The organism is Tenacibaculum aestuarii (assembly GCF_964510395.1).
Classification (GTDB): domain Bacteria; phylum Bacteroidota; class Bacteroidia; order Flavobacteriales; family Flavobacteriaceae; genus Polaribacter; species Polaribacter aestuarii.
Genome location: NZ_CAZEFY010000003.1, coordinates 711,645 through 736,116, shown reverse-complemented (window position 1 = coordinate 736,116; position 24,472 = coordinate 711,645). Strand labels below are relative to the sequence as shown.

At 33.1% G+C, this 24,472-nt stretch carries 25 protein-coding genes and 1 other RNA gene; 9 read left to right on the top strand and 17 right to left on the bottom strand.

Annotated features, from left to right (window positions below; all coding sequences use genetic code 11):
• Positions 1-90 precede the first annotated feature (90 nt).
• The 3 genes from cysS (at position 91) to lgt (ending at position 2,757) form a co-directional block, all read left to right on the top strand.
• On the top strand, positions 91-1,572 hold the full coding sequence (gene cysS, locus ACKTSU_RS09470) for a cysteine--tRNA ligase (RefSeq protein ID WP_408036155.1): 1,482 nt from the start codon (positions 91-93) through the stop codon (positions 1,570-1,572).
• Positions 1,573-1,821 (top strand): membrane protein insertion efficiency factor YidD, encoded by a 249-nt coding sequence (gene yidD, locus ACKTSU_RS09465; RefSeq protein ID WP_408036153.1) that lies wholly within the window; start codon positions 1,573-1,575, stop codon positions 1,819-1,821.
• Positions 1,822-1,905: 84 nt separating this feature from the next.
• Positions 1,906-2,757, top strand: coding sequence for a prolipoprotein diacylglyceryl transferase (gene lgt / locus ACKTSU_RS09460; protein ID WP_408036151.1), 852 nt, complete (start codon positions 1,906-1,908; stop codon positions 2,755-2,757).
• 60 nt (positions 2,758-2,817) lie between these two features.
• Here lgt and ACKTSU_RS09455 read toward each other — a convergent pair whose 3' ends face one another.
• Positions 2,818-3,180, bottom strand: coding sequence for a DUF2200 domain-containing protein (locus ACKTSU_RS09455; protein ID WP_408036149.1), 363 nt, complete (start codon positions 3,178-3,180; stop codon positions 2,818-2,820).
• A 9-nt stretch (positions 3,181-3,189) separates the two neighbouring features.
• Positions 3,190-3,516: a DMT family transporter gene (locus ACKTSU_RS09450; RefSeq protein WP_408036147.1), complete on the bottom strand. Its 327-nt coding sequence runs from the start codon at positions 3,514-3,516 to the stop codon at positions 3,190-3,192.
• Positions 3,517-3,755: 239 nt separating this feature from the next.
• Between ACKTSU_RS09450 and ACKTSU_RS09445 the strand changes: the two genes are divergently transcribed.
• Complete coding sequence (locus tag ACKTSU_RS09445; RefSeq protein ID WP_408036146.1) at positions 3,756-4,664, top strand: S1 family peptidase; 909 nt, start codon at positions 3,756-3,758, stop codon at positions 4,662-4,664.
• Between the two features lie 58 nt (positions 4,665-4,722).
• Here ACKTSU_RS09445 and ACKTSU_RS09440 read toward each other — a convergent pair whose 3' ends face one another.
• On the bottom strand, positions 4,723-6,420 hold the full coding sequence (locus ACKTSU_RS09440; protein ID WP_408036144.1) for a M23 family metallopeptidase: 1,698 nt from the start codon (positions 6,418-6,420) through the stop codon (positions 4,723-4,725).
• Positions 6,421-6,569: 149 nt separating this feature from the next.
• Here ACKTSU_RS09440 and ACKTSU_RS09435 point away from each other — a divergent pair, with 149 nt between their 5' ends.
• From ACKTSU_RS09435 to rny, 4 genes are all read left to right on the top strand, one after another.
• On the top strand, positions 6,570-6,860 hold the full coding sequence (locus tag ACKTSU_RS09435; protein WP_274633962.1) for a hypothetical protein: 291 nt from the start codon (positions 6,570-6,572) through the stop codon (positions 6,858-6,860).
• Positions 6,861-6,872: 12 nt separating this feature from the next.
• Positions 6,873-7,160, top strand: coding sequence for a cell division protein ZapA (locus ACKTSU_RS09430; protein ID WP_274633963.1), 288 nt, complete (start codon positions 6,873-6,875; stop codon positions 7,158-7,160).
• A 59-nt stretch (positions 7,161-7,219) separates the two neighbouring features.
• Positions 7,220-7,327: non-coding RNA, 6S RNA (gene ssrS, locus ACKTSU_RS09425), on the top strand.
• A 49-nt stretch (positions 7,328-7,376) separates the two neighbouring features.
• Entirely contained in the window at positions 7,377-8,942 is a 1,566-nt protein-coding gene (rny, locus tag ACKTSU_RS09420) for a ribonuclease Y (RefSeq protein WP_274633964.1), read from the top strand.
• A gap of 60 nt (positions 8,943-9,002) precedes the next feature.
• Here rny and ACKTSU_RS09415 read toward each other — a convergent pair whose 3' ends face one another.
• The gene (locus tag ACKTSU_RS09415; RefSeq protein WP_408036142.1) at positions 9,003-9,710 is read right to left on the bottom strand and encodes a hypothetical protein; all 708 of its coding nucleotides are present in this window, start codon (positions 9,708-9,710) and stop codon (positions 9,003-9,005) included.
• 239 nt (positions 9,711-9,949) lie between these two features.
• On the opposite strand from ACKTSU_RS09415, the gene ACKTSU_RS09410 reads away from it, so the two are divergent.
• On the top strand, positions 9,950-10,444 hold the full coding sequence (locus ACKTSU_RS09410; protein ID WP_408036141.1) for a DinB family protein: 495 nt from the start codon (positions 9,950-9,952) through the stop codon (positions 10,442-10,444).
• 3 nt (positions 10,445-10,447) lie between these two features.
• Here the strand turns inward: ACKTSU_RS09410 and ACKTSU_RS09405 are convergent, their stop codons facing one another.
• The 13 genes from ACKTSU_RS09405 to ggt form a co-directional block, all read right to left on the bottom strand.
• The gene (locus ACKTSU_RS09405) at positions 10,448-11,626 is read right to left on the bottom strand and encodes a gliding motility-associated C-terminal domain-containing protein (protein WP_408036139.1); all 1,179 of its coding nucleotides are present in this window, start codon (positions 11,624-11,626) and stop codon (positions 10,448-10,450) included.
• Positions 11,626-13,014, bottom strand: a complete 1,389-nt coding sequence (locus ACKTSU_RS09400; protein ID WP_408036138.1) for an immunoglobulin domain-containing protein — start codon at positions 13,012-13,014, stop codon at positions 11,626-11,628. The genes ACKTSU_RS09405 and ACKTSU_RS09400 overlap by 1 nt, the downstream gene beginning before the upstream one ends.
• A 17-nt stretch (positions 13,015-13,031) precedes the next feature.
• Positions 13,032-13,637, bottom strand: a complete 606-nt coding sequence (locus tag ACKTSU_RS09395) for a hypothetical protein (protein WP_408036137.1) — start codon at positions 13,635-13,637, stop codon at positions 13,032-13,034.
• Positions 13,638-13,645: 8 nt separating this feature from the next.
• Complete coding sequence (locus tag ACKTSU_RS09390; RefSeq protein WP_408036135.1) at positions 13,646-14,419, bottom strand: hypothetical protein; 774 nt, start codon at positions 14,417-14,419, stop codon at positions 13,646-13,648.
• 45 nt (positions 14,420-14,464) lie between these two features.
• Positions 14,465-15,421 (bottom strand): hypothetical protein, encoded by a 957-nt coding sequence (locus tag ACKTSU_RS09385; RefSeq protein ID WP_408036133.1) that lies wholly within the window; start codon positions 15,419-15,421, stop codon positions 14,465-14,467.
• 90 nt (positions 15,422-15,511) lie between these two features.
• Positions 15,512-16,564 carry an ATP-grasp domain-containing protein gene (locus ACKTSU_RS09380; RefSeq protein ID WP_408036131.1) on the bottom strand — a complete coding sequence of 351 codons (1,053 nt, stop codon included), beginning with the start codon at positions 16,562-16,564 and terminating at the stop codon, positions 15,512-15,514.
• Complete coding sequence (locus ACKTSU_RS09375; protein WP_408036130.1) at positions 16,551-16,793, bottom strand: DUF6095 family protein; 243 nt, start codon at positions 16,791-16,793, stop codon at positions 16,551-16,553. Before ACKTSU_RS09375 ends, ACKTSU_RS09380 begins: the two co-directional genes overlap by 14 nt.
• Entirely contained in the window at positions 16,786-17,601 is an 816-nt protein-coding gene (murQ, locus tag ACKTSU_RS09370) for an N-acetylmuramic acid 6-phosphate etherase (protein WP_408036129.1), read from the bottom strand. Before murQ ends, ACKTSU_RS09375 begins: the two co-directional genes overlap by 8 nt.
• A gap of 215 nt (positions 17,602-17,816) precedes the next feature.
• A complete protein-coding gene (locus tag ACKTSU_RS09365; protein ID WP_408036128.1) occupies positions 17,817-20,042 on the bottom strand; it encodes an NADP-dependent isocitrate dehydrogenase in 2,226 nt (741 codons plus the stop codon).
• Between the two features lie 706 nt (positions 20,043-20,748).
• Positions 20,749-21,096, bottom strand: coding sequence for a 50S ribosomal protein L19 (gene rplS / locus ACKTSU_RS09360; protein WP_274633975.1), 348 nt, complete (start codon positions 21,094-21,096; stop codon positions 20,749-20,751).
• A 126-nt stretch (positions 21,097-21,222) separates the two neighbouring features.
• Complete coding sequence (gene trmD, locus ACKTSU_RS09355; protein WP_408036127.1) at positions 21,223-21,897, bottom strand: tRNA (guanosine(37)-N1)-methyltransferase TrmD; 675 nt, start codon at positions 21,895-21,897, stop codon at positions 21,223-21,225.
• A gap of 30 nt (positions 21,898-21,927) precedes the next feature.
• Positions 21,928-22,788 carry an RluA family pseudouridine synthase gene (locus ACKTSU_RS09350; protein WP_408036125.1) on the bottom strand — a complete coding sequence of 287 codons (861 nt, stop codon included), beginning with the start codon at positions 22,786-22,788 and terminating at the stop codon, positions 21,928-21,930.
• Positions 22,788-24,467, bottom strand: a complete 1,680-nt coding sequence (ggt, locus tag ACKTSU_RS09345; RefSeq protein ID WP_408036123.1) for a gamma-glutamyltransferase — start codon at positions 24,465-24,467, stop codon at positions 22,788-22,790. Before ggt ends, ACKTSU_RS09350 begins: the two co-directional genes overlap by 1 nt.
• Between the last annotated feature and the right edge of the window lie 5 nt (positions 24,468-24,472).

The following is a 24,472-nucleotide window of genomic DNA, read 5'->3' as shown; positions in this document are numbered from 1 at the left end:
ACTTTTTTCTTAACAAAAATACTGCTAAATTCCATTTCTGTATTCTTTTTAAAGTGCCTATCTTAGCGTTTGTAAATAGTCACTTTTACTATGGAATTATACAAAGAAAATCAACTTAAAATATATAACTCTTTAAGCAAATCAAAAGAGCTTTTTAAACCAGTAACTGAGGGGCGCGTAGGAATGTATGTGTGTGGACCAACAGTTTATAGCAACGTGCATTTAGGGAATATTAGAACCTTTATGTCGTTTGATATGGTTTTTCGTTATTTACTACACTTAGGCTATAAAGTACGTTATGTACGTAATATTACCGATGCAGGTCACTTAGAAAATGATGCAGATGAAGGTGAAGATAGAATTGCTAAAAAAGCGCGATTAGAAGAAATTGAACCTATGGAAGTGGTTCAGCGCTACACGGTAGATTTTCATACAGTAGCCGCAAAATACAATTTTTTACCACCGAGTATAGAGCCAACTGCAACAGGACACATTGTAGAGCAAATAGAAATGATTAAAGAAATCATGGAAAAAGGTTTTGCTTACGAAGTAAACGGATCGGTGTATTTCGATGTGTTAAAGTATAATGAGAAGAATAACTACGGAATCCTTTCAGGGCGTTCTATTGAAAATGCTATTCATAATACAAGAACTTTAGACGGACAATCAGATAAGAAAAATCCACAAGACTTTGCACTTTGGAAAAAGGCAGATGAGCGCCATATCATGCGTTGGCCTTCTCCTTGGAGTGATGGTTTTCCTGGTTGGCATTTAGAGTGTTCGGTAATGAGCACAAAATATTTAGGAGAACAATTTGATATTCACGGTGGAGGAATGGATTTGAAATTCCCGCATCATGAATGTGAAATTGCACAATCACATACTTGCTCAGGAGTACAACCAGTTAATTATTGGATGCACGCTAATATGTTACTGTTAAACGGTCAGAAAATGGCAAAATCTACAGGAAACTATATTTTGCCTGATGAAATTTTAACAGGAACAAACGCTATTTTACCAAAGGCGTTTAATGCAGGTGTGGTACGTTTCTTTATTATGCAGGCGCATTATCGTAGTATCCTAGATTTTTCAGGAGAAGCCTTGTTAGCTTCTGAAAAAGGATATAATAAATTAATGGAAGCTATAAATGCTTTAGATAAAATAACTGCTGGCGCAACTTCAACATTTGATATTACTCAATGGAAAGAGGATTGTTATGCTGCTATGAATGATGATTTTAACACACCTATTTTAATTTCTCATTTATTTGAAGCCGTTAAGGTTATCAATCAAATAAAAGAAGGAAATGCTAGTTTAATTGAGGAAGATTTAACAATGTTAAAAGAAACCACCAAGGCATTTGTTTATGATGTTTTAGGATTGTTAAATGAAACTTCTGAAGGAAATAATTCTGATAAATTAGACGGTGTGGTAGAAATGTTAATTACCATGCGTAAAGAAGCTCGCGAGAACAAAGATTGGGCATTGTCAGATGAAATTCGTGATAAGCTACTTGCTTTAGGTATTCAGTTAAAAGATGGTAGAGAAGGAACAACATTTACAGTTAATTAATTGAAAAAAATCCTAACATATCCATTTATAGTATTGGTGCGATTTTATCAAACTGCAATTTCACCGTTTACACCCGCTACGTGTAGGTATTCGCCAACCTGTTCAAGCTATACTATTGAAGCATTGCAAAAGCATGGTTTGTTTTATGGAGGGTGGTTAGCGTTGAAAAGGATTTTTAGCTGCCATCCATGGGGAGGTAGTGGTTATGATCCTGTTCCAGAGAAAAAAGAAAAAAATAATCGTCATTAATAGAAAGAATGACTAAGTAATCTCTCTTTTTTAAGATTGCTTTATTACATTCGCAATGACGATGTTAAAAATAAATAATAATAGATGAATTTTTTATCCATAGTGTGGGATTGGAACCCAGAATTAATAAACATTGGAGGTTTTGGTATTCGTTGGTACAGCTTAATGTTTGTGGCAGCATTTGTATTAGGACTTCGATTAATGAAAAAGATTTACATCAATGATAACATTTCTGTAGAAAAATTAGATCCGTTATTTATGTACGTATTCGTTTCTATGTTGATAGGAATGCGTTTAGGAGATGTGTTTTTTTACAGTTGGGATTATTACCAAAACCACTTACTAGAAATTATTTTACCAATTAAAAAGCAAGAAGGAGCTTCTGCTTTATTTGGTTTGTTAGATGGATGGAAATTTACAGGATTTACAGGGTTTGCAAGCCACGGAGCAGCGATTGCTATTCCGATAGCAATGTATTTCTACGCTAAAAAACATTTAAACAAACCATGGTTGTTTATTTTAGATAGGTTAGGAATTATGGTTGCCTTAGCAGGATTTTTTATCCGCTTTGGAAACTTCTTTAACTCAGAAATCTATGGAAAACCAACAGGTAGTAGCTTTGGAGTAATTTTTAAGCTAGCAGGAGAAACGGTACCACGTCATCCAACACAATTATACGAAGCATTTAGTTACTTAGTCTTGTTTTTTGCATTGTGGTATTTCTACTGGAAAACAGATAAAAAGAATCAAACAGGGTTCTTATTTGGGTTGTTCATGGTCGTTTTATGGTCGTTACGTTTCTTTATCGAGTTCTTAAAAGAAGCACAAGTAGAAGGACGTGAAGATTGGGTGTTCAACTCGTTAAATACAGGTCAAGTATTGAGTATTCCGTTAGTGTTAATCGGTTTCTGGTTAATGTTTAGAAAAACGAAGTAAAAAAATATATAAAAAAAACTCCAAGTGAAAGCTTGGAGTTTTTTATGGAAAGTAGTGGTATTATTCTCGTAAAATTTTCTCCATTTTACGTCCTTTAGCTAATTCATCTACTAGTTTATCTAAATAACGAACTTGTTTAGTTAACGGAGTTTCGATTTCTTCAATTCTGTAACCACAAATAACACCAGTGATTAAATTAGAATTAGGGTTGAGAGTCGCTTCTTCAAAGAAAGTTTTAAAAGTAACTTTTCTATCAATCAGCTCATTTACTTTTTCAATATCAAAACCAGTTAACCACTCAATTACTTGATGTAGTTCTTCTTTAGTTCTGCCTTTTTTCTCAACTTTTGTAATATAATGAGGGTATACAGAAGAGAAGGTTATTCTGGCTATTTTTTTGTCGTGTTCTGGTGTTGTTTTCATAATGCTATATTAATTCGAAACAAATTTAAGTCCTACTATTGAAACGATTAATGTTGTGATAAAGAACAAGCGCCAAAAGGTAGCAGGTTCTTTAAAAACTAAAATTCCTATTAGTGCAGTTCCTACAGCACCGATTCCTGTCCAAACAGCATAAGCCGTTCCAATAGGTAATTCTTGAGTAGCTTTCATAAGAAGTAACATACTTATCGATAAACAAACTAAAAAGCCGATATACCAGTAAGTAGCTTCAGCTCCTGTGGCCTCTTTTGCTTTTCCTAGGCAAGTGGCAAATGCGACTTCAAAAAGCCCCGCAATAATTAATAAAATCCAATTCATTTTTGTTCAGAAAGAAAATAAATTCAGTATTCACTATACGAAAATAACTAATTAATAGAAACAAATTAGCGTAAGTCTATAAACTTCTATAAGATCAGTATATTTTGAATTTAAAAAGTTTAACAAGAAAGAATCAATTAGTTTAATTTAAGAGAGATTTCCTTGGTTTTGGCATGAATAATGTACCTTGCGTCCTTATTAAACACAACATTTTATAGATACATTATTTCCCAATAATTATGAAGCACTTTTTAAAGATATTTTTTATAGTATCACTAGTTTTTTCTACGGTTACGGTTAACAGTCAGAATTTTAAAAATAATATTAGAGATTACAAAGTAAAGTTGGCAGGAAACTCTGCTGATTTAATAGACTCTGGAGATGTGGTTTCAGCAGACTCGCTCGCTCCGTTCTTTAAACCTGTCGGTTATGAACCTCTGGCTTTAAACCTAAATCCAATGAAAAAGAAGAAACTGAGCCCGAAAAAAATATATGATCGTGTATCAGAGGCTACAGTTATTGTGTCTTCTGCTGGTAGATGTGGAGAGGTTAATGCAAAAGGAGTTGAGTGTAAACGTATTCATACCTATCCAGCTTCTGGGTATATTATTAATTCAGAAGGTGTAATAGTAACGAATTACCATGTAGTAAACGGGTATGTTACTAAATATAATAAGACTTCGAGAGATGCTTTAGTTGTAATGTTGAAAGATGGAACAACTTTTCCTGTTAAACAAGTATTGATAGCAGATAAATCTAACGATTTAGCAGTGATAAAAATAGATACTAAGGGAGTAAAACTTCCTGCGTTACCAGTAGCGACAAAAGATGCTGAAATTGGAGATTCAGTATATATAGTAAGCCATCCTAAGAAATATTTCTATGCGTTTTCTTCCGGTATGGTTACTGATAAATTTAGCGAGATAAATGCAAGTAAGTATAGAAATATAATGGCTATTTCAGCTGATTATGCTGCTGGATCGAGTGGGGCTGCTATTATTGATCAATACGGAAACGTGATAGGTACGGTTTCGTACACGAAAACTTTACAGCATTCAGATGATACAAGTAAAACTCAAATGGTTTTAAAAGCAACCGTTCCTTCCTCTAGCTTTTTAAAGTTGATTAACGAAGGAAACAAAAAATAAAGTAAAATAAAAAAGTGTAGCTTTCGCTACACTTTTTTTATGCGTTGCTTTAAAGAGTTTAGTTTACTTTTTTAAAGAAAGTAGCAGATACAGTTTCAGTATTTCCAACATTATCAGAAACTACAATTTTAAAAAGATGTTTGCTTCCCTCTAATTTTTTATCACTAAAATCATAGGTTAAAATTCCTTTTTTGTGGTTTAATTCCATTAAAATCCACTGACCATTAATAGTAGCTCGGTAGTTTTTTATACCCGTTTCGTCATCTTTAATTTTAACTTTTAAGGTCTTATTTTTAGAAATCCACTGATTATCGCTAAAGTTATACAGTTGAATAGTCGGTTTTTTAGTGTCAAAACGTAAAGCATAGTTACCTAAAACCTTAGTGGTAGTATAAACCTTGTCTATTTTCTTCTTGGTAGAAGTATATCTAGGATATTTAGGATTGGTAACATTAGCAATGTATACATGTTGTTTTTGATCTTCTGTTAAAAAAGAAGTTTCAAAAGTAAGAGTGTATCGTTTATCAAGTGGAATGGTAGGTTCATGAATTTTAGCAGTACCGTTTTCTACCTTAAAGTCGATAAAACAATCAGTATAAAATGTGTTTTTAGGAAAGGCTACTGTAACATTTTTTTGATGAAATTTATTGAACTCAGCAGCAGTAATTTTGTAATTGGTTGTGTCTTTTTCTTTAAAAACTAAATTAGTTTTTACTCCTTGTACAGGAATTATAATTTTAGAAGTGTTATTATCAAAATCTTTGGCTATAATTTCAATATTGTAATTAGCATTTTCTTCAATATGAATTTTACCATTATTTATAAGTTCTTCATATAAACTAAGTCTATTAGCAGTAACTTTATGAGTTTTTTGAAGTCGATTTTTATATTTTTTGTAGTGTTTGTAATCAATTAGTAAATTAATGTATTTGCTTTCTGCAAATGAAAAGGTTTCTACATCGTGGTAGTATACTCTTTTACCATTTACTTTCATTTCTAAGCTATAAATTCCATTTTTATTTAAAGCCCCATTAAGTCTATCAAAAACACTAATACCAAAACCAATGGTACCACTCGCTGTAATTTTTTCAGCAACGTAGTTACCATTTTTATTGTTTTTAAAAGAAATAATAGATTCTATAGAAGAGTTATTAATTCGAGCATCATCACTTAATGGATAAGCCATCAGTTTTTGTATGGTAGGAGGGGTGTCATCATGTGCAGTTAATCCAAAATGCATTGGATTAATAATGTTTTCTGTTTTAGTGTCTCTAATTTCATAATGTAAATGCGGGCCTCCAGAGCTACCAGTATCACCAGTATACCCTACAAGCTGACCTTTTTTAACAGGAAATTTATCAGAAGAAAGAAAAAGATTTCCAGTACTATAATTTTCTTTCTTATACTGAATATCTTTCACATACTTTTGAATTTTTGGTTCAAAACTCATTAAATGTGCATATACGGTAGTATAACCGTTAGGATGTGTAATGTACAAAGCTTTTCCAAAACCATATTGTTGTACTTTAATGCGAGAAACATAACCATCTGCAGGAGCATAAATAGGAATCCCTTCTTTACCTTGTGTTTTAATGTCAATACCCGAATGAAAGTGATTGCTGCGCAGTTCACCAAAAGTACCTGATAGTACCACAGGAATTTTTAAAGGGTTTGAAAAATAGTTTTTAGGGTACTGTGTTTGTGCATTAACAGTTGTGATAAATAGTAATAAAATAAGTGAAAAATAAAGCTTCAAAGTACAATAGTTTTCAAACAAAAATAGTAAAATAATACTAAGTTGTTAAAGGGTTAATAAACAGTGTTTTGGTAAAAAACACTAAAAGTGTTGCTAATTATAAGTTATATTAATAACTTTGTGAATATAGTTTTATTCTCTACAAATAAATGAGTAACCCTTTAGAAGCAATTCATTTACTGGAAGATAAGTTGAAGAACTTACTTGCTAACTATGAATTTTTAAAAGAAGAAAATCAAGTATTACTTCAGAATAACGCGGAGTTACAGGTTTTATTACAAGAAAAAGAGAAGCAATTAGAAAAACAGCAAAAAGAATATGCTTTGCTTAAAGTTGCTAAAACTATTGAAGGCAGTAACGAAAATACAAGAGAAACAAAACTCAAAATAAATACTTTAGTTCGAGAGATAGATAAATGTATTTCTCTTTTGAACACATAAAAGGTTCTTTACATGGCAAAAATAAAAGTTAATGTAGTCATTGCAGGAAGAACGTATCCGTTGAGTGTTAATGACACCAATGAAGAAGAAGGGATGCGAAAAGCGGCAAAGAATATTAACGAGCTAATAGCTAAGTTTGAACAAAATTATGCGGTAGCAGATAAACAAGATGTATTGGCAATGTGCGCATTGCAATTTGCATCGAAAGCAGAAATAGTATCGTTAAAAAATACTAAAGAAAACACCGAAGTATTGGAAAAAATAAATGAATTGACTAACTTGCTAGAAAATCATTTATAATACGTTCTTTAAAATATAATATTTAAACATACTGCCTACATTAGTACATCGTTTGTTAAACTCAACGTTATTCAATTATAAAGGATGAGTCATGGTTAGTAAAGCATGCCGATTTTACCTCGGATCCTTGATCAGCCAGTTAATCCTAAACTTGTTTTTTGGAGTTTATGATAACCCTATTAATGTAGGCTTTTTTTATATAATCAAATCACAATTATGGAGGGAATATTATTTCCTGTTTTAGCAGGAATTATAGGTATAGCAATAGGTTTTTTTATTGCTAAGATGTTAGAGAAATCTAACGCGAATAAATTAATACAAGAAACAAAAAAAGAGGCAAATAGCATTTTAAAAGAAGCTAAAGTTGAAGCCGAAGCGATAAAGAAAGATAAGATTTTACAAGCTAAAGAAAAGTTTATAGAGTTAAAATCTGAACATGAAAAAGTAATCTTATCAAGAGAGAAAAAAGTTTCTGATGTAGAAAAGAGAATAAGAGACAAAGAAAGTCAAGTATCTTCAGAGTTAGATAAAACCAAAAAACTTAACAAGCAATTAGAAAAGAAAGAAGCTGATTTTGACTACAAAATAGAATTCTTAGAGAAAAAAGAATCCGAAGTTGAAAAAATGCACAAGCGCCATGTAGATATGCTTGAGCAAATTTCTGGTTTATCGGCAGATGAAGCTAAAACAGAATTAGTGGCTTCCTTAAAAGATGAAGCAAAGGCTGATGCGATGTCTTTTATTCAAGATACGGTTGAAGAAGCTAAAATGACTGCACAACAAGAAGCTCGTAAAGTAGTATTAAATACAATTCAACGAGTAGGAGTAGAGCAAGCAGTAGAAAACTGTGTATCGGTATTTAACTTAGAGTCAGATGATGTAAAAGGAAGAATTATTGGTCGTGAAGGACGTAATATTCGTGCGTTAGAAGCAGCTACAGGTGTTGAGATTATTGTAGATGATACTCCAGAAGCAATTATTTTATCGTGTTTTGATCCTGTTCGTAGAGAAATTGCTCGTTTATCAATGCATAAATTAGTAACTGATGGTAGAATTCACCCTGCGAGAATTGAAGAGGTTGTTAAAAAGACTGAAAAACAAATAACTCAAGAGATTATTGAAGTAGGTAAACGTACGGTTATCGATTTAGGAATTCACGGTTTACATCCAGAATTAATAAAAACAGTTGGACGTATGAAATACCGTTCTTCTTACGGTCAAAACTTGTTACAACACTCTCGTGAGGTAGCAAATCTGTGTGGAATTATGGCGGCTGAAATGGGCTTAAATGCAAAAGCAGCGAAACGAGCTGGTTTATTACATGATATAGGTAAGGTGCCAGAAACAGAAAGTGAATTACCACACGCATTATTAGGTATGCAATGGGCTGAAAAGTATGGTGAAAAACCAGATGTATGTAATGCTATTGGAGCGCACCATGATGAAATAGAAATGAAGAGTATGCTATCTCCAATTGTTCAGGTTTGTGATGCTATTTCTGGTGCAAGACCAGGAGCTCGTCGTCAAGTGTTAGATTCGTACATCCAACGTTTAAAAGATTTAGAAGACATCGCTTTTGGATTTAACGGAGTACAAAAAGCATACGCTATTCAAGCAGGACGTGAGTTAAGAGTTATGGTTGAAAGTGCTAAAGTAAATGATACCAAAGCAGCTGAATTATCATTTAACATTTCTCAAAAAATTCAAAATGATATGACGTATCCAGGTCAAGTAAAAGTAACTGTAATTCGTGAAACTAGAGCTGTGAATGTAGCTAAGTAATTACACGAAATTAAATAGAATAAAAAAATCCCTCATCAATTTTGATGAGGGATTTTTTTATTAATCATGGTTTCTTCTAGATTTTCCTCTTTGCTCAGACTTCCCTTTTTTGTAATATTTATTGTCTTTGTTTTTACGTCTTTTAATTATTTTACTCTTTTTACCAATCTTAGCATTAGGTACGGCTCTGTAGTAGTAAAAATCATTATCCTCTCTAAACTGACGATAGTTTCTAGTAAAATCTTTTCTGTAAAAATAAACATCGTTATAATCAAAAATATCACCAATGTTTATATCAATATTCACCCCAAATCCATCATCGTAATAGTAATGATCATCGTCATAATGGTGGTGGTTGCCTGGTTTTACAAATCCTCTGTATCTAGGATTTCCCCATCTATCATATTGAACACGCAGGTTACCGACTTTAAATAAATTTCCGAATTTGTACTTCATATATACACTACCTATTCGGGTAACATTACCTCTACGATCATAATTAATATGTACATTACCTACACTTCTAACACGTCCGCTTCTATCTCTGTTAATTCGTACTCCGTAATCAGAATATCTGTTGTAATGTGTGTTAAAATCGAAATCACCATTTAAAAATACATGAAATTGAATTCCTCTTTCAACAAAGGTAACAGCGTCGTTGTGGCGAATAGTAACCCCAATTTTGCTAGTTGATTTTGTAATGTTGTCGTTTGCTTTTACTGTGCTTAAAGACATCATTGCTAGTAATAATAGTATCCCTGTTCTCATAATTGCTAATTTTAGGGTTATGCTTACTCTATATGCTTTTCGGCTTCCGCATTTGTTAGAGTAATTTTCAAAGAGCGTGCCAAAAAATGAAAAGAATGCTTTTTTGAGTTTAACTTTAGGGATGGTTGGTTTGTTATATTGTTGTAATTCAGGTTGTTATTTTGAGTTAAAAAATAATTTACATCTCCAAGTAAAAAGTTCTATATTTATACGACTTACTTTAAAACTTATATATACGAATGGTTGAAGCTATCGAGAAAAATTTACAACGAGGAATTAAACTATTAACAGCAATAACAGATGAACAATATAGTGATAAATCAATACCTCCGTACTATTCAAGCATAGGAGCGAATATGAGACATATATTAGATGTTTTTGCTTGTGTTTTTAACGGACTCGATAAAAAATGTGTAGATTTTTCTGATAGAGAACGAAACCAATTAGCAGAAGAAAAAACAACGTATGGAATCGCTTATTTTAATGAAATAATTGCTCAATTACATTGTTTACAATCAGAAGATTTTGATGAAATTATCTCTGTTACAGATGATTTGGGCACAGGAAAAGTAACAGCAAATTATACCTTAGGAAGCGCATTGATACAAGCACATAGTCATGCAATACATCACTTTGCAAGTATTGGGTTTATCATACATCAATTAGGAATAAAATTGCCTGATGCAGATTTTGGTTATAATCCAACAACTCCAAAGAAAATATTAGTTGAGTAAGTATTATCGGTTAATATAAACCCAACCTTTTTTAAGCTTTTGATATGCATTAGGTTTGTCACCTAATTCTAAATAATAGAAGTAAGTAGCAGCAGGAAGTTTGTCTTCTTTATTAATGGTAGCTCTTCCATTAGAAGTTCCATCCCAGTTATTTTTGTAATCTTCTGTTTGGTATACAATAGTTCCCCAACGATTGTAAATAACTAATTTATTGTGAGGGTATTCTTCAACTTCATCAAAAACTAAGAAATCGTTCAAATTATCACCATTAGGAGAAATTAAAATATTGTTATTGTCTGTTTTAATTTCATCTTCAAGTAAAGAACCAATGGTAATTGCTTCATAGTTATCAGGAACAAAGGCAGCTGAGGTAATTGTACCTTCTGATAGATTTCCTGTAACATTCAACACATCTAAGTTAACCCATTGATTTTCTGTTTTACTCCAAGCTACGACAATAAGTTGAGAAATGTTATTAGCTAAGGCAGAAATATCACTACGAGAATTCCATGTTAAGGTAATTCTGGTTTCATTTCTACCATCTAAGTCCCAAAATTCTGTTTGACTAATATTTTCAATAATCGCTTGTTTTTGATCAGTTAAAAAATTAGCGGTAAAAGTTGTTGGAAAATTAGGGTCTTCATAAAAATAAGCTCCTTTAAACGTATAATATCTATTGGCATTCGGAATAGTCATCGGACGTAACATCGTGCCATCTCCCACAGGAAAGGTAAAATCTGCGGTGTTTTTATTTCCTTGTTTTAAAGAGGTGTAGCCGTTTACATGTCGCTCATTATCTTCACCTGCATAAAAATCATAATCGATAAAATCGAGTGTGATATTGGTATTGTTTCTAGGTGTAATTACTTGTCCGTTAATAAAGTCTAATTGATTGCGTACCCCAAGAGAATTGAATAACTCTAGATTTTGTAGTGCATCAATTTCAACATTAAAAAAAGTAATTTTATTAGTTCCTGAAATAGTTCTAATTTCAGTATCGGCATAAAAACCAGCAAATCCAGTATAATTATCTAGAGTACCATTGTTTACTAAATTGGTATGAAAACCTACTTGAGCACTATCGTGTAATTGTACGTTTCCTGTGTTGAAAAATGCGTTTTGAGCAAAAACAATAACATTAGTCAAGAGAAAAATAAACGATATGTACTTTTTATACTTCATTATTTTTTAACTCTGTAGGTTATACGACGGTTTGTGATTACTCTACAGCCATTAACGCTTACAGCTACCGCTAAACGACTTGAACTTTCACAGTTTGTATCGGATTGACTAGCGTAATAGGTGTTAGTAGTTAAGGGAGTTGTATTTGCTAAAGGAGTACCTCCAGTTGCAGTGGTGTACCACTGTATATTGTCTCCTGTAACTATTAAATTAGCTATCGTAGGGTTGTTTACTGAACAAAATTTTTGCTCAGTATTGCCTGTTGGGGCAATTGGTAATGAGTTTATGGTTAGATTAACTGGAGTTCTTGTACTGGTACAAGTACCATCGGAATATTCTGCATAATAAGTTATTGTGTCTTCAGTAGCTAATGTTGGATTACTTACAACATTTCCATCAGTCATAGCATCGTACCAAGTAATAGTACCTGAAGATGTAATAGCATCGTTAGCATTTAAGGTCTGTATTGGGTTTGTAGCACATTCTGTTATATCACCAGAGCTAACTGGAGCATTAGGTAAAGGATTAACGATTACGGTTACTGATTTAGTATCTGTAATATCATTGCTTTCAGCTTTTACTTCATATAAATAGGTTCCAGTTTCTGTAGGGGTATCTGAAGCAGTATCTATAGTTGAAGAAAGTGTGTAAGTTGCATTAGATGGAGAGATTGCTGTCCAAGTATAAATGGCAGAGTTAGCTTCCACCCCGCTAGGGTTTGCTGATAAATTTACAATATCTCCTAAACAAATAGGAGAGTTAGATGTAGGAGATACAGATAAATTACCTCCTCCGTTGTTTATAGCGTCAAAAGACGGTCTACTTCCAGTTCCGGCACAACTAGAGTAAATAATACCTCCAATTATAACTTTATCAGAATTATCTTTACAATCTTGTCCTTTATGATTTTGATTGTATAGTCCATGCTCAATACCAAGTGTAGCAGCAGGTGAAGGATCAATTGTTATACTAGTATTTGCAGGTAGATTAATTTCATCATTACCATTTGAAGCAAATCGAAGTAGTCCATCACTTAACATATTAAGTTCTGTGGTGTTGATTCCTCGACTACCACTAACAACTAATTCTTCAATAAGGCCATTTCCATCACCAATAGTTATAGAATTAATGAATTGTGTTGACCCTATAGTAGTGTTAAGTGTGATTTTAGCACCGTTAATTATTGTAACATCATTGGTTCCAGTTACTTGCCCTGGGTAGTAGGTGGCAGGTACCCAATTTGTACCATCGTAAACCTGCCAATTAGAAACAGTAGTCCAATTTCCTGTAGCATTTGTAACAGTTCTATAATCATTTAATGATTGCGAGAAGGAATTGCTAATTATCCCTACAAAAAAGAAAAAAAATACTGTTTGTAACCACTTCATATGGTGTCTTTTTTGAGTTATTTAACTACAAACACAACGTTGATAATGGCATTATCATCAGTTGGTATATTTGAAACACTATAATTAAGAACTCCTGTACTAGAGATAGTGATGCTGCTTAAATCAAATACAGTAGCATCTGCTTCTGTAACAAAATAATAAAGTTCGTTTCTTTGGTAAATTGGTATTGTGGCTGTAGCATCAGATGATGCTATAGGGCTTGTAAACTGACTAGAATACATGTCATATAGATCAATAGGGGCTTGAGCGCCAGTTGTAGACGCTGGAACTACAATAGATGGTGGATAAAACACTCTAACAGCTTTTGTTGGAGCTATCATATTCCACTCAGTACCATCAAAAACATAATATACTTTTTCTCCTGTAGCAGGTTTGTAAATAAAAGTATCGTTTTCTATAGGTGAGTAAGTTGTTTCTACATTTGCGATATAGCTAGCAGGTGTGCTTTGTACATCAGAAGTTTTTACAACGTTATTGTTAATTTTTTGTATAGTTCCCTTATTATCAATAACCCTAACTTCTTGTGCATTGGCACTTAAAGTAAAAAGTACCAATGCAAAAGTTAGTATAAGTAAAGTTATATGTTTAACGTTTTTAGACATTAATATTATTAATTAACATAGTGAACTTCAATAACATCTCCGGTATATAAAGTCCAGTCATTTGGAGCAGGTGCTGATACATCTAGCACAACTGTGTTTCCTGAGATTGTATAATCAACTCCAGCAACTAATTTTGCTCCATTTCTATATACATATACATTGTCGAAAATAGGTAGTGAGGCAGCCATGGTAAATGTTAGCTCAGCTACAGTTGGATTATCTTCATCTGCAACAGCGGCAGTAAACACCTCTTGCCCAGCTTGAACTTTTAATAAATCAGAAGCTAACATTTTTTTTACTATTCCAGTAGCTTCGTCTCTTACTATAATTGTGAAACCTGTATTAGCGATTCCATCTGGTTCACCAGCATCAGCTACAGCAGCTATTCCATTTACTCCATCAGTAGTATCTATAGCATCTGTACCTAGTAAAGTAAAAGTGTCACCATCAATAGTGAATGTTTGGTCACTAGTTCCATCTGAGTCAGCATCTGCCATAGTAATAGTAGTATCATCTGTTAAAGTACCTCCTAATTGCCAAGTAGAAACTATACCTCCGTCTGGTGTTTGATCTGTTAATAATGTTAAACCATTCTTAACTTGTAAGTACTTTTTGGTACCCTTGTTATCAATAACTCTAATCGTACCATTTAATTCAGATGATTTTCCTACTTTTTCTTGCGCAGCATAAGTACCAGATGTTTGCTGTGCACTTACCGTACCAACAGCTAACAAACCAACGGCAGCTAGCGCGATTTTAAACTTGTTTGTAATTGTTTTCATAATTTGATAATTGATTGCGTTATTAAACTTTTTTTATTGGTTATTTTAATATAATTGAACGATTCGTATTTCATCCCCTACATAACATGCTGCATCAGGTTCTATGGTTATGGTGGTGGGGTTAACTAATGTAAAATCGATGCGTACTCCATTTCTAAATACATTAATTTTATCAGTGGTATATAATGTTAATCCTGTAAAAGTTACTTGTCCGTTAGTATCAGCTATAATTTTGGTAACCTCTTCTCTCAGTAAGTTACTGGCAGGAGCTCTTTTAAGGACGCCTGTGGTTCTATCAACAGTTACGATGTCATCTGTAGTAACACCTCCATTTTGTAAACCTGATATAGCTAAGGTATTGGTAGCATCGGTTTCAATAACCGTAGGTTGTATTAAAACGCCGCCTAACTGAAAGGTGTTATTAGCGTTCACTAAAAGACCGTTATTGGCAGAAGCTGTTCCGTTAGATGTTACCCAAGCAGTACCATTGTAGGCATAAATAATTCCTGTAGTACTATCAACATACACATCACCCGAAGTAGGGTTAGGGGCAGTGACTGTATCAGGAATTCCATTCCCTCTTCTTGGGTTGTTATCAATAGCAATCCAGTTACTTCCATCCCAAATATGTGTTTTGTTATTTAGTGTGTCATTTATCCAAAAATCACCGATACCATTATCAGATGGAGGAGTAGCAGAAGTAGTAACCTTAATCGCTTCTCTAGTATTTCCAGAACCATTGCATAAACTTACCCATGAAGCTCCATCATACATAAATACACAATTCTGATCTGTGTTAAATACTAACGCACCTTGTAAAGGTTGAATGGTATTCATTTGAGTGTCAGTCATTCTACTAATAACTAAAACCTTGTCTGAACTTTCTAATTCTAAAATAGAGTTTAAATGTATAGAAGAAGGATTGTTCCCAATTTTCACCTGAGCAAAAATAGGGGTTAACAGAAAAATAAGAATCAAAGAAAAGAGTAGTTTTCTTTCCATTCAATGAGTTAGTTAATTGGTTTTTAAGACTCGGGGGGATTCTTATAATACGGGTTCTGTATCAGAAACAAAAGTAATAAAAAGTTCTATTTATTTTGAAAGATGCTTGATTTTTTTTGTGTATTTTTTTAAAACGAGTATTTCATTTAAGAAATGAAAAGGGTTTTTATAAGGCGTGTTAAAATCAGTGTGATTTGTGGTTGCAATGGTAAAAAGAGACTTCCAGTGCATTCTGATTGCTTTTAAAGCTTTTAAATAGGTGTAGTTTTCAGAATCATAAATATGCGTAGGTTCAGCAATGATTCCGTTAATTTCTAAGATTTTAAAATCGGTACCGCTTTCTAGTTCTTCAAACGTATTGTATTTTAAATCGACTCTTCCATAATACCATCCAGGAATAGCTTTACTTAGTTGATCGAAAGTGCTCACTAACTTTTTACTGATAAGGTGATTACCATTAATAAATTGTGTTCCTTTAGAATGGTTTCCTACTGCTGTAAGTTTTATGATTTTGTTTTTCTTCGGAATAGAAGTTAGTTTTTCTTTATGGATTTCAGCAAATAAATCTAGGTATAGTTTAGCTCTATCATCTGCAAGGATTAATTCTTTTAAACTAGATGTACCATCTCCAGTTACTGATAAAAAATGTTTTAGTGTTAATGAAGAAATTTGCCCCGTGTGTTCACTAGGGTTTCTATGATAAAAAACACCACATTCATTTTCGTAATCTAAAAATTCCTGAATAATGATATCGATAGGATACTTCTTAAGATACTTTTTAAGTTCTTCTTTAGAAGCTATTTTTTGAACTAACAAGCCTCTGAAACCTACATCTGGTTTCGCAATTAAAGGAAAAGTTATTTGTTGTTGATTGATAGCAAAAAGAACGTCCTCAAATTTAGTAGTAGCTTTAACTAAAGTTGATTTAGGGCGGTGTTTTTCAGGAACCAATAAAATGGTTTCGTATTTACTTTCTGTTCCGTTTCCTGAACTTTTTATACATGGATTCGTAGCGCTGAAAAAAGTTAAATGTTTTGCTCTTAGTGCTAAGTAAAAAGCATAGGGTAGGTTAGGGAGGTAAAACATGGCAGAAGGCCAATGCTCCCAATTCGTAAGTTTTTGTATGGTGTTACTTTTTTTCAAAAAGGTAATCTAGCAAGGTTTTAAATGTTTTAAAACCGAAATATACGGTAAAAAGGGTTAGCAAAATACCAATAGCCAATAAACCATAAGCAAAGAAAACTTTTGGAGCTTCTTTAAATATACGGATTGCTTTAAAAGCAATGCTTAATATCAGTGGAGATGCAATAAGTAATCCTAAAAAGATTAGGAGTTTTTTAATGCCTTTTTCTAAAGTAGAAGTGTTATTCATTGTTGAAATTTTTAATAGCTTCTCGAACACTTCCGTGTTTTTTTAATAAATCTGCTGCAGTTTTTTGGTCAATCTGTAACTCAGTCATTAACATTTTTTCGCCTCTATCAACTAGTTTGTTGTTTGATAGTTGCATGTCTACCATTTTATTTCCTTTAACTCTTCCTAACTGAATCATACTAGCTGTAGAAAGCATATTTAATACCAGTTTTTGTGCTGTCCCAGCTTTCATTCGAGAACTACCCGTTACAAATTCAGGTCCAACAACAGCTTCAATAGGAAATTGTGCTGTAAGTGCCAACGGACTTCCTTCATTACAGGTTATGCAGCCTGTAATTATGTTGTTTTCATTACATTTTTCTAGAGCTGATATTACATACGGAGTGGTACCAGAAGCAGCAATACCTACTACCACATCTTTAGAAGAGATATTGTGTTTTTGTAAATCATCCCAACCTTGTGTGGTAGAATCTTCAGCAAATTCTACCGCTTTTCTAATAGCATAATCTCCTCCGGCAATCAAACCAACAACTAATTCGTGAGGTACTCCGAAAGTAGGAGGGCATTCACTTGCATCAACAATTCCTAATCTACCGCTGGTTCCTGCTCCCATATAAAATAATCGTCCACCTTCTTTTAGTTTTAGAACGATTTTTTGGGTTAGTTTTTCTATTTGCGGTAAGGCTTTTTCAACAGCTAAAGGAACTGTTTTGTCTTCATTATTAATGTTTATCAATAATTCAGAAATACTCATCTGCTCTAAGTTGTTGTACTTAGAATCTTGCTCGGTCGTTTTGGTAAACTTCATGCTTCAAATTTACTAATTTAAAAGGATAAGGGTAAGGTGTGACGTTTATAATTTTTTAGTGTCTAATTAGATGAATTAAGCAATGTTTCCGAGAGATTAATTATATGATAATTCAGGGGTAATTATTGTTTAACAATTTGTTTAGTTTCCTTATTTTAAACAAAAAAGCAGGTGAGAAATCACCTGCTTTTTAATTTTATAAGTTTATACACTAATTAAATACTCTGTAAAATTGTATTAAAAGTAGTGCTAGGACGCATAATATTGTCAGCTAAACTGTCATTAGGTTCGTAGTAACCACCAATGTTTACTGCTTTTCCTTGAACAGTATTTAATTCATTTACAATTGCAGTTTCTTCAGTAGCCATTTTTTCAGCAATAGGAGCAAATTGAGCTTTTAATTCTGCATCATTGTCTTGAGCAGCTAATGCTTGAGCCCAGTACATAGCTAGATAAAAGTGAGAACCTCTGTTGTCTAACTCTCCAGTTCTTCTTGAAGGACCTTTTTTGTTGTCTAACAGCTTGCTTGTTGCATCGTCTAAGGTTTCTGCTAAAACTTTTGCTTTATTGTTGTCATTCGTTTCACCTAAGTGTTCTAAAGAAACCGCCAACGCTAAAAACTCACCTAAAGAATCCCAACGTAAGTGATTTTCTTCTACTAATTGCTCAACGTGTTTAGGAGCAGATCCACCAGCACCAGTTTCAAATAATCCACCACCATTCATTAATGGTACGATAGATAACATTTTAGCTGAAGTTCCTAATTCTAAAATAGGGAACAAGTCAGTTAAATAGTCACGTAATACGTTTCCTGTAACAGAAATAGTATCCTTTCCTTCTTTAACTCTTTCTAAAGTGTATTTAGTAGCTTCTACTTGCGATAAGATTTTAATTTCTAAACCAGTAGTATCGTGATCTTGTAAGTATTTTTCTACTTTTTTGATGATTTCTGCATCGTGTGCTCTTTCTTTTCCTAACCAGAAAACAGCAGGAGTTTGTGTAGCTCTTGCACGAGTAACGGCTAACTTTACCCAGTCTTGGATAGGAGCATCTTTGGTTTGACACATTCTCCAGATATCACCAGCTTCAACAGTGTGCTCTAATAAAGTAGTTCCGTTTGTATCAATAACTTCAACTTTTCCATCAGTAGTGATTTCAAAAGTTTTATCATGAGAACCATATTCTTCAGCTTTTTGAGCCATTAAACCTACATTAGGAACGGTTCCCATAGTAGTAGGATCAAAAGCACCATTTTTAATACAAAAATCGATGGTTTCTTGATATAATCCAGCATACGAACTATCAGGAATCACCGCTTTGGTGTCTTGTTGTTTTCCTTCTTTATTCCACATTTGTCCTGAAGTACGAATCATTGCAGGCATAGAAGCATCAATAATAACATCTGAAGGAACGTGTAAGTTGGTAATTCCTTTGTCAGAATTTACCATTGCTAAATCAGGGTTGTTAACATAAATAGCTTCGATATCAGCTAAGATTTCTGCTTTTTTATCTGCTGATAATTCTTCAAGATTACTTAACAAGTTTCCAAATCCGTTATTAACATCTACTCCAATCTCTTTAAAAGTTTGGCTGTGTTTAGCATATAAATCTTTAAAGAAAACACGAACAGCATGTCCAAAAATGATAGGGTCAGAAACCTTCATCATTGTTGCTTTCATGTGTAAAGAGAATAGTACTCCTTTATCTTTAGCATCCTTAACTTGCTCTTCTAAGAAAGTTAATAAAGCTTTTTTACTCATTACTGAAGCATCGATAACTTCTTCAGCTAGTAAAGAAACTTTTTCTTTTAAAACAGTTTTGTTTCCGTTAGCATCTGTATGTACAATTTGTACATCAGTTGCATTAGGTACAGTAACTGATTTTTCACTGTGTGCAAAATCTCCTTCTGTCATTGTAGAAACATGAGTTTTAGAGTCTGAACTCCAAGCTCCCATTGAGTGAGGATTCTTTTTCGCGTAGTTTTTTACAGCTTTTGGAGCTCTACGATCAGAGTTACCTTCACGTAACACAGGGTTTACTGCAGAACCTTTTACTTTATTATAACGTGCTAAAATTGCTTTTTCTTCATCGGTGGTAGCTTCTTCTGGGTAATCAGGTAATGAGTAACCTAAAGCTTGTAATTCTTTAATAGCAGCTTTTAACTGAGGAACAGAAGCAGAAATATTAGGAAGTTTAATAATGTTAGCTTCTGGTTTTGTTGCTAAGTCACCTAAAAAGGCTAAGGCATCTTCTACTTGTTGTTCTTTTGTTAAGTAGTCTGAAAAATTAGCAAGAATACGACCCGCAAGAGAAATGTCTTTGGTTTCTATTTCTATGTTAGATGATTTTGTAAAAGCTTTTACGATAGGTAAAAACGAACGAGTAGCTAATGCTGGAGCTTCATCCGTTTTAGTATACATAATTTTAGCAGTCTTATTCATATTTATATGTAATAATTAAATTATATTTTGAAGTGATGCAAATTTAAGAATTACGAATGAGTTTTTCGCTGATAAATTATTATTAATTAAGGTGTTTTATTGTGAAAATGATAATATAATTATTGGAAATGGAGATTTTGTTATTAAAAAAAAAGCCATATCAAACAATTTCTTGTAATTAACATGGCTTTCCTGAAATAGTAAGGGCACTGACTTGTATTGCTACATCATCAAATAAAACAGTGTTTATGTTTCTTCCGTAGAAAAAACTACATTACTACTTCAAATTTGAAGCTTCATTTTATAAAAAATCTATTTATAAAACTACTACTTCGATGTTTTTAAACGGATTCGCTAAATTTAAAACCAATAATACTTATAAACTTATAACTAGAAAATTATAAATTACTAATAACTTACAATTAATCAAAAATTACGATGGTATTTAGCTTTTCTAAGCTTAAAAACAAAATATATAAAGAACGTTACTTTAAATGGTTTACTTTGTGTGATTAATATAGTTTAACTATTTTCTGACGTCACTTATTTGTAAACTCTTTCTCAAATATAAGAAGATTTTTTGGAATTTCATTGGTTTTAACTAGTTAGTTATCAACAGGTTGAAAGGGTGAGTTTATTAACAAAATGTGCATAAAAAAAGCACTGTGAAACCACAGTGCTTTTACTTCTTAAATGAAAGAAAATCTTAGTGTCTTCTTTCTTTAATTCTTGCTTTCTTACCAGTAAGACCTCTAAAGTAGAAAATACGAGCTCTACGTACTTTACCTCTTTTGTTAACTTCGATCTTTTGAATAGATGGTAAGTTGATTGGGAAGATACGCTCAACACCAACAGTACCAGACATTTTTCTGATAGTAAATGTTTCAGAAGCTCCACTACCTCTTTTTTGGATAACAACTCCTCTAAAGAACTGAGTACGAACTTTATCTCCTTCTCTAATTTCGTAGTACACTGTAATAGTGTCTCCAGCTGCGAATTCTGGTAATTCGTTTTTTGTTACAAATTCGTCTTGAACAAATTTTACTAAATCCATTTCTATAATTATTTATGGTTGTGTAAAAGCAACATACACGATTTTTTCGTCAGAGGTTGATTTTAGTGGCTGCAAATTTAAGATTTTTATTTCGATAAAAAAAATAAATAAAAAGCTGATTATTAGTTAATCTAACAAGTCAGGGCGTATTTCTTTGGTGCGTTTATAGGCTTGTTCTGATCGCCATTCTTCAATTTTAGGAAAATTACCTGATAGTAACACTTCTGGTACTTTCATGCCTTCATATTCAGATGGTCTTGTGTATACGGGAGGTGATAACAAATTATCCTGAAAACTATCCGTCAAAGCAGAAGTTTCATCACCTAAAACACCAGGGATTAATCGAATTACGGCATCACATAAAACTGCTGCAGCAAGTTCGCCTCCTGTTAATACATAATCGCCAATAGATATTTCTTTGGTAACATATTTATCACGTACACGTTGGTCAACACCTTTATAATGTCCCGTTAAAATGATAATGTTTTCTTTTAAAGAAAGTGTGTTTGCAGTAGCTTGATTTAAAGTTTTAGCATCAGGAGTCATGTAAATAATTTCATCATAAACTCTTTCCGATTGCAGCTTATCAATACATTTCGCAATGGGTTCAATCATTAAAACCATGCCTGCACCTCCACCAAATTGGTAGTCGTCCACTTGACGATAGTTACCAAAACCGTATTCTCTTAAATTGTGAAAATGAACTTCAGCTAAGCCTTTTTCAATAGCTCTTTTCATCATTGAGTTTTCAAAAGGGCTTTTAATTAAGTCGGGTTCTACTGTGATAATATCTATTCGCATGCGGCAAAGATATATTTTTTAAAGGAGATTTTACTGAGAGAATATTTTTTTGAATTTCTTTGGAAGTTCTTTCGTAATCGTTATTTTTTCTTCGGAAAAAGGATGTGTAAAATCGAGTGTAGAAGCATGAAGAAATAACCCTTTTCCATTCAAGATAAGATCTTCTAAAAAGTATTCTTTGTCACCTAAAATAGGATTGCCAATAGCGAAAAGATGCTTGCGTAGTTGATGTTTTCTCCCTGTTTGAGGTTGAAGTTTAACTAGATTCAAGAACTCAAATCTTGGAGAAGTGACTGTTTGAAGAGTTTCATAACTAGTGAAAGTATTTTTACCGTCAATAGGTGAATCGATTTCTCCGTTTCGTTTCATTTTACCAATACAAATCGCGTGATATGTTTTTTGAATTTCTTTTTGCTCAAAAAGTTTATTCAATGCAATGATACTTTCGGTTGTTTTTCCGATGAGTAACAATCCACTAGTCGGATAATCTAATCGATGTACTGGTCTGGGACGAGTAGCAGTTGGTAAGCTGCTTTTTTGTAGATTTTGAGTTAGTGCATTATCAATCGTAGCAAAAGAATTTCCACTAACTAAAATTCCTGCTGGTTTGTATACAATAGCTAAATAATCATCTTCAAAAAGAATTTCTAAAGGAAAATTGAAGTGTTTTTTATTAGTGTTGTTTTCGGCTTGAAATAATTCAATGATTTCATAACCTCTAATAAATAAGGCGGTAGTTGAAGGTTTTCCGTTAACAAATATCAAATTATTTTTAATAGCCTTTTTTAGTCCAGATTTTGTGGGTAATGAAGCAAAAATACCAGCTCCATATTCTTGTAATCGAATAGGAGTTTTTAAAAGAGGAACTTTATGAGTTTCAATTAAAATCATTAAAAACCAACAGCTGTATCATCACCTCTAGGATCAGCACCGCCTTCTAATTTTCCATTTGGGAGCATTAAGATAGCGTCTACTTTACCAATTATAGGAGAGTTGGTTTCGTCTAATTCATATCCGAGTTGTCGTAGTTTATTTTTTACTTTTTTGTCAAAACCTGTGGGCTCCATTTTAATTACATCAGGTAACCATTGATGATGAAAACGAGGCTGATTAACTGCTTCTTGCATTCCCATGTCAAATTCATGTACATTTAAAATGGTTTGTAATACAGATGTGATGATGGTTGAGCCTCCAGGGGTTCCTACAACCATATACAAGTTTCCGTTTTTCTCTACAATGGTAGGAGTCATAGAGCTTAACATACGTTTTTCAGGTTCTATTTTATTAGCTTCAGCTCCAACTAAACCAAACATGTTTGGTATACCTGGTTTGCTTGAAAAATCATCCATCTCATTGTTTAGGAAGAATCCTAAATCAGAGCAGTACAACTTGGAACCATAAGCTCCGTTAATGGTTGTGGTGGCAGAAATAGCGTTTCCAAATTGATCAACAATAGAGTAGTGGGTAGTTTCGTCGCTTTCAAACATAGTGATACTTCCGTGTGAAACATCGGTTGAAGGAGTTGCTTTGTCAAAAGAAAAATCAGCCATTCGATTTTTTGTGTACTCTTTACTTATAAGTGTTTTAATAGGGATTTCTACAAAATCAGGATCCCCTAAATAAAAACTTCTATCTGCATAAGCTCTACGTTCTGCTTCGGTGATTACTTGCATCGCTTTTGTTGAATTATGCCCGTATTTATCTAAATCAAATGGTTCAATTCCATTCATAATTTGTGCTAAACAAATACCTCCGCTAGCGGGTGGTGACATAGAAATGATTCGTAAATCGTCATAGGTAAAAGTGACTGGAGTTCTCCATTTGGCTTCGTATTTAGCTAAATCTTCTTCAGTTATAATTCCGCCATTGTCTTGCATAAAAGCAACTAAGCGTTTAGCAGTTTCTCCTTTGTAAAACTCATCACGACCATTTATTGCAATACGTTCCAAAGTTGCTGCTAAAGCAGGGTATTTGATGGTGTCTCCCTTTTTCCAAGGTTTGTCAAAAAGAATAGGATCTTTATTTACTTCTAAAAAGTAATGTTGATATTTTTTTATACGGTCTTCTTGTTTTTGAGTAACTATAAGGCCTCTTTTAGCTAAGGCTATAATTGGTTTTAAAATTTCTTGAATAGGTAATGAACCGAATTTTTCATGGGTAGCAAAAACTCCAGCTACTGTACCAGGTATTCCAACTGCCATAGCGCCCAAGGTGCTTTTGTTTTCAATTACATTTCCTAAGCTGTCTAAATACATATTTTTATGAGCGGCAAGTGGTGCTTTCTCACGGTAATCTAACGCGCCAATTTCTCCTGAATTTTTGCGGTAGACCATGAATCCGCCACCTCCAATATTTCCTGCATATGGATAAGAGACTGCCAATGCTAGTTCGGTAGCAACCATGGCGTCGAAAGCATTTCCTCCTTTTTGTAAAATATCTGATCCAATTTTTGAAGCTTCTTTACGAGCAGAAACAACCATTGCTTTTTCGGTAATTACACCCGTAACTTTATCTTTTTTACAACTGTATAATGTTATAAATGCAGTAAAAAGTAATAATGTTTTTTTCATGAGTT